10 protein-coding genes and 1 pseudogene are annotated in these 11,994 nt (G+C 64.7%); 9 read left to right on the forward strand and 2 right to left on the reverse strand.

Annotation, left to right across the window (positions count from 1 at the left end; translation table 11 throughout):
* The first annotated feature begins 27 nt into the window (after nt 1–27).
* From CH305_RS28120 to CH305_RS28145, 6 genes are all read left to right on the forward strand, one after another.
* On the forward strand, nt 28–657 hold the full coding sequence (locus CH305_RS28120; RefSeq protein WP_032370899.1) for a TlpA disulfide reductase family protein: 630 nt from the start codon (nt 28–30) through the stop codon (nt 655–657).
* Nucleotides 654–1,286, forward strand: a complete 633-nt coding sequence (locus CH305_RS28125; protein WP_080729299.1) for a TlpA disulfide reductase family protein — start codon at nt 654–656, stop codon at nt 1,284–1,286. The genes CH305_RS28120 and CH305_RS28125 overlap by 4 nt, the downstream gene beginning before the upstream one ends.
* Nucleotides 1,283–2,131 (forward strand): cytochrome c biogenesis CcdA family protein, encoded by an 849-nt coding sequence (locus tag CH305_RS28130; RefSeq protein WP_032370900.1) that lies wholly within the window; start codon nt 1,283–1,285, stop codon nt 2,129–2,131. The genes CH305_RS28125 and CH305_RS28130 overlap by 4 nt, the downstream gene beginning before the upstream one ends.
* A gap of 99 nt (nt 2,132–2,230) precedes the next feature.
* Nucleotides 2,231–3,472, forward strand: a complete 1,242-nt coding sequence (locus tag CH305_RS28135) for an Nramp family divalent metal transporter (protein ID WP_032371006.1) — start codon at nt 2,231–2,233, stop codon at nt 3,470–3,472.
* A 677-nt stretch (nt 3,473–4,149) separates the two neighbouring features.
* The gene (locus tag CH305_RS28140) at nt 4,150–4,380 is read left to right on the forward strand and encodes a heavy-metal-associated domain-containing protein (RefSeq protein ID WP_032364250.1); all 231 of its coding nucleotides are present in this window, start codon (nt 4,150–4,152) and stop codon (nt 4,378–4,380) included.
* 34 nt (nt 4,381–4,414) lie between these two features.
* A complete protein-coding gene (locus tag CH305_RS28145) occupies nt 4,415–6,583 on the forward strand; it encodes a heavy metal translocating P-type ATPase (RefSeq protein ID WP_094622984.1) in 2,169 nt (722 codons plus the stop codon).
* A gap of 106 nt (nt 6,584–6,689) precedes the next feature.
* On the opposite strand, the gene CH305_RS28150 is transcribed toward CH305_RS28145, so the two are convergent.
* Both CH305_RS28150 and CH305_RS28155 read right to left on the reverse strand, forming a co-directional pair.
* On the reverse strand, nt 6,690–7,316 hold the full coding sequence (locus tag CH305_RS28150; RefSeq protein ID WP_032370902.1) for a DUF305 domain-containing protein: 627 nt from the start codon (nt 7,314–7,316) through the stop codon (nt 6,690–6,692).
* Between the two features lie 85 nt (nt 7,317–7,401).
* The gene (locus tag CH305_RS28155) at nt 7,402–7,824 is read right to left on the reverse strand and encodes a hypothetical protein (RefSeq protein ID WP_032370903.1); all 423 of its coding nucleotides are present in this window, start codon (nt 7,822–7,824) and stop codon (nt 7,402–7,404) included.
* A 296-nt stretch (nt 7,825–8,120) separates the two neighbouring features.
* Between CH305_RS28155 and CH305_RS28160 the strand changes: the two genes are divergently transcribed.
* The 3 genes and pseudogenes from CH305_RS28160 to CH305_RS28170 all read left to right on the forward strand — a co-directional run bounded on the left by CH305_RS28160 (nt 8,121) and on the right by CH305_RS28170 (nt 11,971).
* Nucleotides 8,121–9,800: a Mu transposase C-terminal domain-containing protein gene (locus tag CH305_RS28160; protein WP_032386874.1), complete on the forward strand. Its 1,680-nt coding sequence runs from the start codon at nt 8,121–8,123 to the stop codon at nt 9,798–9,800.
* Between the two features lie 4 nt (nt 9,801–9,804).
* Nucleotides 9,805–10,742, forward strand: a pseudogene (locus CH305_RS28165) (TniB family NTP-binding protein).
* Complete coding sequence (locus CH305_RS28170; protein WP_176456963.1) at nt 10,739–11,971, forward strand: TniQ family protein; 1,233 nt, start codon at nt 10,739–10,741, stop codon at nt 11,969–11,971. The pseudogene CH305_RS28165 and the gene CH305_RS28170 overlap by 4 nt, the downstream one beginning before the upstream one ends.
* The last annotated feature ends 23 nt before the right edge of the window (nt 11,972–11,994 follow it).

Below are 11,994 nucleotides of genomic sequence, written 5' to 3' on the forward strand. Positions count from 1 at the left end.
GCTCTCTCGAGAAAGAAGGTCACGGCGATGACGCGCGGCTGGTCGATCGTCATGCTCGTCGTTGTCGTTGCATCGATCGTTGCACTGTGGCCCCGCTCCGGTGGCGTCGAGGGCGGCCCGTCCGAGGCCATCGCCAACAATGTCGCGCCGGTCGGACCCGAACCCACACTGTCCCGCCCGCCGGATGACGCGGCACGAGCAACAGCGCTACCGCTGTGTCCGCCGCCGGTACCGCGCGAAGGCGGTCCGCTGGCAGGAGTGATAGCGCGCTGCATCGGCAGCGCCGACGATGTCGATCTCGCCGACGTTCTCGGAAGCGAGGTGACGCTGATCAACCTGTGGGCATCCTGGTGCGGCCCGTGCCGCACCGAGATGCCCGTACTCGATGCCTACACCGCAGAACCCGACGCGATCCCAGTCATCGGAATCGACGTCGAGGACCGGCCCGCGGACGCGGCCGCGCTGCTCACGCAACTGGGCGTCCGCTATCCGAACTACATCGACGGCGGCAGCGTCCTGGACGCGCTCTCGGCACCGCCGGTCCTTCCCCTGAGCTTTCTCCTCCGCCCGGACGGAACGGTCGAGCGCGTCACCGACCCGACGGTGTTCGAGACGACAGACCAGATCCGCACTGCAGTAAAGGATTTCACCTCATGACACGCTTCCCACCAGTGTGGGTCGGTGCGCGCCGTCAGGGCAGCACGCCCACCGCGGCAATTGGATCGATTCTTGCCCTCGTACTACTGATCTCCGGATGCTCCGACGGCGCACAGGCTGCGCCCCCGGGAGGCAGCTTCGACTTCGTCGCCCCCGGCGGTCGAACCGACATCGTCTACGATCCCCCCGAAACACGCGGAACCATAGGCGAACTCGCCGGCCCCGATCTGATGGAGGAAGGCAAGACGACCGCTCTGTCGGACTACGACGGCAAGGTCGTCGTGATCAATCTCTGGGGCCAGTGGTGCGGCCCCTGCCGCGGCGAAGCCGACGACCTCGAAGAGGTCTACGAGACCACCCGCGAGCGTGGCGTGCAATTCCTCGGCCTCAACGTCAGAGATCCACAGAAGGACAAAGCGCAGGACTTCGTCGTCGACAACGACGTCTCCTACCCCTCGATCTACGACCCCTCGATGCGGACCCTGATCGCCCTCGGCGGAAACTACCCGACCAGCGTGATCCCCTCGACGCTGGTACTCGACCGTTCACACCGCGTGGCCGCGGTCTTCATGCGCGCCCTGCTCACCGACGACCTCCTTCCCGTCGTCGAACGGATAGCCGCGGAATGACGACTCTTCTCGCCCAAGACATCGGGTCGGCCTTCCAGAACGCGGCATCGAGCGGGCCCCTACTGCTCGCGATCGCGGCATGCATGCTCGCCGGGCTGGTCTCGTTCGCCTCCCCGTGCGTGGTGCCGCTGGTGCCGGGATACCTGTCCTACCTGGCAGGAATCGCCGGTGCCGACGCCCAATCAGCCGATACCCGATCGCCCCGCACCTCGACCACCGGCACCTCGACCACCGACACGTCGTCGCCGGAGCTGGCGAATCGCTGGCGTGTGGCCGGCGCAGCGTCGTTGTTCGTCGCCGGATTCACGATCGTCTTCGTCCTCGCCACAGCCTCGATCTTCGGAGTCATCGGCACCTTGCGCATCAACGAGCAAGTACTTCAACGAGTCGGCGGCGTCATCACGATCATCATGGGTGCAGCGTTCATCGGATTGATACCCGTTCTGCAACGCGACACCCGATACGCACCTCAGCAGATCTCGTCCCTCGCCGGAGCGCCGCTGCTCGGCGGTGTGTTCGCGCTCGGCTGGACACCGTGTCTGGGCCCCACCCTCGCCGGCGTTCTGTCTGTCGCGGCAGGAACCGAAGGTGCAACCGCAGCCCGCGGGGTCACTCTCATCGTCGCGTACTGCATGGGACTCGGCCTACCGTTCGTCGTCCTCGCGTTCGGCTCGAGTTCGGCGATGCGAGGTGTGGGGTGGCTTCGAAGGAACTCACAGAAGATCAAGATCGCGGGCGGTGTCATCATGATCGCCGTCGGCATCGCGCTGCTGACCGGAGTGTGGGGGTTGTTCATCGCCTGGATCCGCAACGAATTCGTCAGTGCAGTGGTCCTGCCCATCTGATCGAGATGTCGCCAAACCACCCCGCCGCATTGCATTGTTCGGGTAGCCGAACTATATTTTCAGGGTCCTGACATACTGTTGGTGCCGGAGGGTGTGGTCATGTCTGTGCTGCAGCGCCGATCGTCTCGGCCGCCCTCGAGGTTTCGGTCGGGCCTCGTTCTGCTCGGACCCGCTTTCGTCGCAGCGATCGCCTACGTCGACCCCGGCAACGTCGCCTCCAACGTCAGCGCCGGTGCGCAGTTCGGATACCTGCTGGTCTGGGTGATCGTTGCCGCGAACGTGATGGCCGGTCTCGTCCAGTTCCTCTCCGCCAAACTCGGCATCGTCACCGGAATGACACTGCCCGAAGTAGTCCGCGAGAAGTCGAGCAGGACTGTGCGACTGGCATATTGGGGGCAAGCAGAGGTGGTCGCCATGGCGACCGACCTCGCCGAAATCGTCGGCGGTGCGATCGCCCTCTACCTGCTCTTCGACCTGCCGCTCCTGATCGGCGGCCTCATCACCGGGGCCGTATCGATGATCTTGCTGATGGTCCAGGATCGCCGGGGCCAACGGCCCTTCGAGTTCGTGATTCTCGGGCTACTCGGTGTCATCGCCGTCGGATTTCTTGCCAGCGTCGTCGTGGAACCGCCATCGTTCACCGAGGCCGCCGCCGGTCTCATTCCGCGGTTCGACGGCGCGGAAAGTGTGTTGATCGCCGCCGCGATGCTCGGTGCGACGATCATGCCGCACGCGGTGTACCTGCACTCCGGTCTAGCACGTGACAGGCACGGACACCCCGAGGCAGGGCCCGTCCGTCAGCGGTTGTTGCGGATCACCCGGATCGATGTCGGGTTGGCGATGCTGCTGGCCGGGGCAGTGAACATGTCGATGCTGCTGTTGGCGGCCTCGACGCTGGGGGGCCGCGAGGGCGTCGATTCCATCGACGGAGCTCACGCAGCAGTGGGTGACACTCTGGGGCCGGTGGTAGCACTGCTGTTCGCGGTGGGCCTGCTGGCCTCGGGCCTTGCATCGACATCGGTCGGGGCGTACGCGGGGGCGATGATCATGGACGGGCTACTACGTAAGCGCATTCCGATTCTGGTGCGACGACTGGTGACACTTGTTCCCGCACTGGCAATTCTGGCAGCAGGAGTCGACCCCAGTCGGGCACTGGTCGTCTCGCAGGTCGTGCTGTCGTTCGGTATCCCATTCGCGTTGATTCCCTTGGTGCGGTTCACCTCGGACCGCATCCTGATGGGCGGCGATGTCAATCACCGGATCACGGCATACGCGGCATGGCTCATCGCGGGAATCGTCGTCGCACTCAACATTGCACTGATCTATCTGACCGTGGTCTGACTGCACCAAAACCGGGATCGCATCAGTCCTCGGTGTCGGCAGAGTCACCCTCTACCGACACCTCGCCGCCCTTCAGCAGTCAGCGGGGGAGAGGCCGCGTACCTTTCTTCCACACCAACGGGCCACAGTGCCACTGCGGCAGCGAGAGTCGAGCACTCCTGCCTCAATTTTTGCAGGATTCTGTGGATCTAAGTCACACGCTCTGAGCCCAACGGCGTCCTCGAGCGCTTCGACGGCACCGCACCACCACACCTGCTCTATCTCTGAAGCCAGGACGAAGTACGGCGCGACCCGAAACTGTTGCAACAGAACAGCTCTGTCAGTGCCCAATTGTCATACTCGCCGTCATACGGATAGAACCGTCGGTGGACCACCACTACCCGCCGAAATCGCCGAGCAGGCGGTGCAATCGTCCTCACCGCCCTGCAAACAATCGACCACGCTCGCAGTGAGCCAGCCGATGGGGGTCGATCAAGCGCCGCCGGTAGGCCGGTCCACTGACTCCAATACGTCCGCGAGCATCGGAACGTCCCAGTCGCGATCGTCGAGATCCGCGATAGCCCTCGCCGTCAGATCGTTGAATGCTGTCCCCCTTCCAAGCAATACGGGGAGGGGGTATGGTCCGAGTCGTCGCTAGGTACCCCCTGGGGGTATTATTCAGGATGAAGGAGTACCTCATGATCACCACGAATTACCGAGTCACCGGCATGACCTGCGGACACTGCGAGGCGTCGGTCCGGGAAGAAGTCGGTGCTGTGGCCGGGGTCGACACGGTCGAAGCATCGGCGTCGGCGGGGACGCTGACGGTGACGAGCGCCGACGAGCCCGACCACGCCCAGGTCGTCGCTGCCGTTCGCGATGCCGGCTACACAGCCGAACCGCAACCCGCAGATTCACGCACCGCGTAGCCGCTGAACTCGGCGGAGAGAAGGATTTACCGCGATGAACAACCACACACATGCCGATGTCGGCGTGGCCGAGACAGCGGGCACACAGTCGGGCCACGACCCGTCTGGACACAGCGCAGCCCACACCGGACACGGCGAGCAGACTGAACACGAAGGCCATACCGGGCACGGTGGCCATGCCGGTCACGGCGATCACGTCGGCATGTTCCGTCGCCTGTTCTGGGTCATGCTGGTCCTCGCCGTTCCGGTGATCGTTGCCTCGAACATGTTCGCGATGCTCCTCGGATACTCGCTGCCCGACGCAGCGTGGATCGCCTGGGTCTCCCCGGTGCTGGGCACCGTGATGTATGCCTGGGGCGGTTCCCCGTTCCTCACCGGCGCGGTGAGTGAAATCCGTTCACGTGCACCGGGAATGATGCTGCTCATCGCCCTCGCGATCACCGTCGCATTCGTCGCGTCGATGGGAGCGAGCCTGGGCCTGCTCGATCATCAGCTCGACTTCTGGTGGGAACTGGCGCTGCTGATCGTGATCATGTTGCTCGGGCACTGGATCGAGATGAGATCCCTCGCGCAGACCACCTCCGCTCTGGACTCGTTGGCGGCGTTGCTCCCGGATGTCGCCGAACGCGTCGACGGCGACGATGTGGTGCCGGTGTCCCCGGCCGAGCTGGAGCTCGGTGATGTCGTTGTCGTCCGCCCCGGCGGCCGAGTACCGGCGGACGGCACCATCGTCTCCGGATCGGCGAGCATGGACGAATCGATGATCACCGGCGAATCACGCACCGTCCGCCGCAGCGACGGCGACCACGTCGTCGCCGGCACGGTAGCCACCGACTCCGGTCTGCGCGTCCAGGTCACCGCAGTAGGGGAGGACACCGCCCTCGCCGGCATCGGCCGCCTGGTCGCCGACGCCCAGAACTCGACCTCGCGCGCTCAGCGCATCGCCGACACGGCCGCCGGTTGGCTGTTCTGGTTCGCTCTCGGTGCCGCGATCATCACCGCCGCTGTGTGGACTCTGGTCGGGATGCCCGACGACGCCGTCATCCGCACCATCACCGTGTTGGTCATCGCCTGCCCGCACGCACTCGGACTGGCGATTCCGCTGGTGGTCTCCATCGCCACCGAACGCGCCGCCCGCGGCGGTGTCCTGGTCAAGGACCGGCTCGCACTCGAAACCATGCGCACGGTGGACACCGTGCTCTTCGACAAGACCGGGACCCTCACCAAGGGTGAACCCACCGTCACCGCAATCGAGGTGACAGACGGGCGCACCGCCGACAACGTCCTCGCGCTGGCCGCTGCCGCAGAAGCCGACTCAGAACATCCCCTGGCTCGCGCCATCGTTGCGGCCGCACGCGCGCGGAACCTGACCGTCCCGGCTGCAGCAGACTTCCAGTCGTCTCCCGCCGTCGGGGTCTCTGCGGACGTCGACGGCACCCGCGTGCAGGTCGGCGGGCCCGCGCTGCTCGAGCAGGAGCGCGGATCCGAACTTGCTGTCGCCGACCGGTGGCGGGGCGACGGGGCGATCATCCTGCACGTCCTCGCCGACGGGGCCGTGATCGGTGCCCTCGCGCTCGCCGACGAGATCCGGCCCGAATCCCGCACGGCAGTCGATGCGCTCCACGCTCGGGGTATCGCGGTGGTGATGATCACCGGTGATGCCGATGCCGTCGCGCAGTCCGTCGCGACCGAGCTCGGTGTGGACCGCTACTTCGCGGGGGTGAAACCGGAAGACAAGTCCCACAACGTTGCTGAACTTCAACAGGAAGGGCGCACGGTGGCGATGGTCGGTGACGGAGTCAACGACGCACCGGCTCTGGCGCAGGCCGATGTCGGTATCGCTATCGGCGCGGGTACCGACGTTGCTATCGCGTCGGCCGGAGTGATCCTCGCCAGCGACGACCCGAGGTCGGTGTTGTCGGTGATCGAACTCTCGCGGGCCTCGTACCGGAAGATGAAGCAAAACCTCTGGTGGGCAGCGGGATACAACCTCATCTCAGTTCCGCTCGCGGCAGGAGTGCTCGCGCCGGTCGGGTTCGTGCTGCCCATGTCGATCGGCGCGATCCTGATGTCGCTGTCGACGATCATCGTCGCCGCGAACGCGCAGCTGCTTCGGCGACTCGACCTCACGCCCGACACCATCACCGGAGCGGTGAACGAGGGGAGTTCCAATTCTCCGTCGCAGCGCACACCGTCACTGTGAGAGCTGATCTCGTACCGGAAACGCAGCCCTGACGACTGCGAAGCGCTGATGGCCGCACCCTCTCCGCCGGAGAGGATGCGGCCATCGTTGTGTATAGCGGACCAGGTCAGCCGAGCAGCCGCTGCATGGTCTCGATTTCCTGCTGCTGGGTGGCGACGATGGTGCGGGCCATCTCCAGGGCGTCAGGGTTGGAACCGTCTGCGATTTCGGTGTTCGCCATCTCGATGGCACCGGTGTGGTGGGCGATCATCATCGTCAACCACTGGCGGTCGAATTCGGGTCCCGACGCTGCCATCAACGCGTCCATGTCCTGAGCGGTCATCATGCCGCTGTCGGAGCTGTGGTCCATCCCGCCCATCTGACTCATGTCAGCCGAGGGCGCGGGCTTACCCCACTCGGTGAGCCAGGTGGTCATCTGGTCCATCTCGGGCTGCTGTGCGCCGGCGATCGCCGATGCCAGCGACAGCACGTCCGGGTTGTCGGTGCGGCCGTTCGCCATGTCGGCCATCTCGACTGCTTGGGCGTGGTGCGGATACATCATCTGCGCGAACATCACGTCGGCATCGTTGAACTCTGCGGACGCGCTTGCTTGGGCCGAGGACATCGGTGCGGAGGACATCGAGCCCATGGAGTGCCCGTCCATCGACGACTCGGTCGAGTCGTTGCTACAGCCGACGACGAGGAACGCGCTGGCGGCGGCGGCAGCGAGTGAAGCCATGACTTTGGTACGCATGTGGAATCTCCTTGCAAGAGTGGACAATCAGGGGTGTGTGACGTGTTTCGGTCCGCCGGTCGACGCGCGTCTACCGGGCTCCCTGTCACACTCGCAAGGTCACCGATCTGTCCAACTCCCACAACGTCCACGGCGGTGCACGTTCGAGCGTGGAATCGGTGCATCCGACGGTCCGGTTGAGTAGCGTCGGTACTGGATCGATGGCTGCGCTCAACGCCGGGACCGTCAGCGCGGGCGACGACACCGTCGTGCCCACACAAGGGTGCATCATTTGGTGGGCCGTCGGGCAGTCGTGCTCCCCGGCCATCACCGGAACCGACATAGTTTCGGACATATGAAGCGGCGTCGCCATCGAGGCACGGCCGCCGTTCAACGACATCGAGCCGGTTACGGACATCGACATCGGTGTCACCGAATGCATCAACAGGACACCGAACACCGTCAGTGCAATTAGCAGACCGGTCACCGAGGCCGTGCCCCGTCGACCACGTCTGACTGCCAATTGCATGCCCTTGACGGTAGCAGAGATACCCCCCAGGGGTAATGGCGAACCAGGGGATCGCCCGCCCTCCGCTGTCGGGCAGAGGCCGAATCTCTGGGAAACGCCGCCCCAGTTAAGGAGCTGTGCACTCGACTTCTGAACCAGTGCAGCTCACTTCTGAATCTGACAATCTGTCAGTTTCAGAAGACGGCTGCACTCATTGCAGGCGTTACGAGGGTGAGTGCACGTGTCTTCTGACATTCTGATGTCAAAAGTGCGGTGCACGGTCGCATGTTCGGCTCTCGGTGACAGGGAGGCTTGTGATGGACCCCGACAAGCTCGACGTCGTGGAGACCGGTGTGCTGACAGCGTCGGGGGAGCGGTGGTCCCAGGCCGAGACCCGTTTCGCTGTCCTGGCTCCCTTGCTGGAGATGCATCCGGTGCGTTCGGAAGCGGTCGACGCTGCAGCGCAGCGCTTGGGACTGTCCAGGCGGCAGGTCTACACGTTGGTCGGCAGGCTCAGGAACGGGACGGGGACGGTCACCGATCTTCTGACGAAGGTCTCGTCGGGTGGGCGTGGCCGCAGCCGAGTATCCGCTGAGGTCGAGGAAGTGATCGCCGACCATCTGACTCGATACTTTCTTCACCGTCAGAAGCTCAGTGTCGCTGCGCTGCATAGACGTATCGCATTGGCCTGTCACCGTGCGGGTCTGCCTGTGCCGGCCAGGAACACCGTCACCGCGCGTATCGCCGGCCTCCATCCGGCGTCGGTGGCCAGGTCACGCGGGGGACCCGATGCCGCCCGGCCGCGTCAGTCCGCCGGCGACGTTCCACCGGCGGTTGCGGGGATTCTCGATCAGGTCCAGATCGACCACACCGTCGTCGATGTGATGATCGTCGACGAGTACGAGCGTCAAACGATAGGTCGCCCCTACTTGACGATCGCCATCGATGTCTTCAGCCGTACCGTCCTCGGGTTCGTCGTCACTCTGGAGGCACCGTCAGCCGTATCTGCTGGGTTGTGCCTGGGCCGGGTGTGCAGCGAGAAGCAGACGTGGCTCGAAGCATGCGAGCTGGCCGAACAGGTGCAATGGCCGATGGCAGGCAAGCCGAAGCGGTTATACCTCGACAATGCCGCCGAGTTCAAAAGCGAAGCGTTACGCCGCGGATGCGCCCAGCACGCGATCACCCTCGAATACCGTCCACCGGGCCGGCCGCATTACGGCGGGATCGTCGAACGCATTCTCGGAACGGCGATGACGGCTGTGCACGAGCTACCCGGGACCACTTTTTCGAACCCCGCGGACCGAGGAAATTACGACTCGGACAAGCACGCCGCGTTGACATTGCGCGAGTTGGAGCGCTGGCTGGTTCTGGCGATAGCCTCGTATCACGCGAGCGTGCATTCAGGGATCGGGAACACTCCGGCCGCCGTGTGGGCCGGCGGTGTCGCCGCAGCTGGTCATGCCCATCGTGTGGTGCTCGGCGAGACCGCGTTCCTGGTGGACTTTCTTCCCGTCATCCGGCGACGTCTGACGCGCACGGGCTTCGTTCTCGATCACGTGCACTACTTCTCGAACGCGCTCAAACCGTGGGTTGCGCGGCGAGAGGAGTTGGGGCGGTTCGTGATAAGACGTGACCCACGCGATCTGAGCAGAATCTGGGTCCTCGAACCAGACGGTGCAGGCTATGTCGAGGTGCCGTACCGGACGATGTCACATCCCGCGGTAACACTGTGGGAGCACAGAGCTGCTATCGCCCGTCTCCGCGAACAAGGTCGGTCGAACGTTGATGAGAGCGCACTGTTTTCGATGATCGAGCAGATGCGTGAGGTCACCGACCGCTCGCAGAAAGCCACCCGCAAAGCCCGGCGCAACCGTGCCCGCCGCACGCATCTCACCGGCGCCGCGTCTGCACCGATCCCGGCGATCCACCCGCCGGTGGAGCCTGAAACGGACGGCGGCACCGCAACGCCGGTCTTCAGCGACATCGAGGAATGGTGAGCCGATGACCGCATCGAAAGGAAGCAGCAACGAACCCACCGAGTCGTCCAGCGAGGATTTGGGGCACCTGCGGGAGTCGGTTCGACCGCTCACCGCACTCGACGACGCGGAGCGGATCCGGTTGATCCGGTCGGAGAGATGGACGGGTATCCGCAGGCCCGTACGGTCATCGACCATCTGGAGACGTTGCTGTCGTGGCCGGACCGACAGCGTATGCCGAACCTACTGTTGCTCGGTCCGACGAACAACGGCAAGTCGATGATCATCGAAAAGTTCCGGCGCACTCATCCGCCGATCAGCTTGTCCGACCGCGAGCAGATACCGGTGTTGTGCATGCAGATGCCCCCGGACCCGTCACCCGGCCGGTTCTACCTCGCACTGCTCACAGCGTTGGGAACACCGACCAGGCCCCGCAATCGGGTCCACGAACTCGAACAGCAAGCATTGATGCTGCTCCGCGCCACCGGCGTGAAGATGTTGATCATCGACGAGCTCCACAATGTTCTCGCCGGCCGCGACAACGTCCGCCGCGAATTCTTGAACGTGCTGCGATTCCTGGGCAACGAACTACGCATTCCTCTTGTCGCTGTCGGAACCCGCGACGCCTACCTCGCCATCCGGACCGATCCCCAGCTGGAGAACCGATTCCACCCCATGACTTTGCCGGTCTGTACCAACACTGCCGACACCAGATCACTGCTGGCCAGCTTCACCACGAGCTTCCCCCTCCGTAAACCCTCGCACCTGACATCACCGGAGATGACCGACTACCTCCTCACTCGCTCCGAGGGCACCATCGGTGAACTGACAACGCTGCTCACTGCCGCAGCAGTGACCGCCGTCGACAGCGGAGAGGAAGCGATCACCTCATCGGTGCTCACGCGCACTCTGTACCTCGGTCCCACCGAGCGGCGCCGCCAGTTCGAGCGCCACCTCGCGTGAACGCGCGGCTCGCACCGATGCCCGGTGATGCGTACGTTCGCCCGTGGCCGCTGCATCCGCAGCCACTGCCAGGTGAGGCCCTCTCGTCCTGGGTGGCCCGGATATGCGAGCTGTATCCGCACATCAAGCCTTCTGACCTGCTTGCAGACCTCGATATCGATTGTGCTGTCGAGGATCTCGACCGCTACACACCGGAGCCGATACTTATCGAGCTGGCCGGTCGCGGCGCAGTCCCGGTAGAGAGGGTGCGGATGATGACGTTGGCGGGGTGGACACCGTGGTTGCTCGACAGCACCGACCCCGCCGACTGCGACTTCGACACCTACGTCCACCAGTTCTCGATCCTGCTACCGGCCGACCTCGCGAGGGAGGATCGACGACGTCGCACACCCACGAGCGAGGCATGGTTGCCGTGGGCGAGCACTCCGCGTAGTCGGGCATGCCCGGCATGTGTCGACAGCCTCGAATCCACTGCTGGTATCAACATGGCTCTGCTGCAGCAATATCCGGTGCTGAGCAGCTGCCTCGACCACCGTTGTCGACTCGAACCCTGCTCTGTTTTCCCTGGTCATGCGATCTTCTGGGATCAGGTCCGGTTCGGTTCGGACGAACGGGTCTCGCCCGTTCCGGTTCCCTCGGCGGTCACGGACCTCGATCGGCGCAGCACCGAGGCCCTGACGACGGGATGGGTGGAACTCGGCCCAGGCCGGGTACATGCCGCAGTCTGGTTCCGACTGCTGCGCACCGTCGTCGACGAAGTGTCCTCACCACTGGTTCGCACCGGACGGTGGGCGACGAGACTCGTTGCGATCTGGAAGGCCGCCGGTCGTTCCCGCCCGCTCCGGACCGCGTGGGTTCCGTTCGAGGACCTGCACTGGGACGAGCAGGCGAAAGTCCTCGAGGCCGCAGCGATCGGCATTGCGATGGTCGAGAGCGGTGAGATCGACGCCGGCGGTGCGCACGCATCTCTGCTGAGCCCACGACCGTATGAGCCGGTCGATCCCGGGACAGCTCCGACGCGCTCGTCTTATCCCGCACCCGAGCGCGATTTATGGGCTGACGCGCACGCTGCGGCCGAGGCCGCCATCGCGGCAGCGCGCGTCGATCCCGCATCCGCCAGTTCGTTGTACAACTTCCTGCGCTGGGGGTGCCGCACCGCAGCGGAGCTGGATGAGACGGTGCAACTGTTCCTCGACCACGGGATCCCGCTGCACCATCCGCCGACATAGCTATCGCCCGATGGAGCGGGGTC

Source organism: Rhodococcus sp. 15-649-2-2, assembly GCF_002258645.1.
Classification (GTDB): Bacteria; Actinomycetota; Actinomycetes; order Mycobacteriales; family Mycobacteriaceae; genus Rhodococcoides.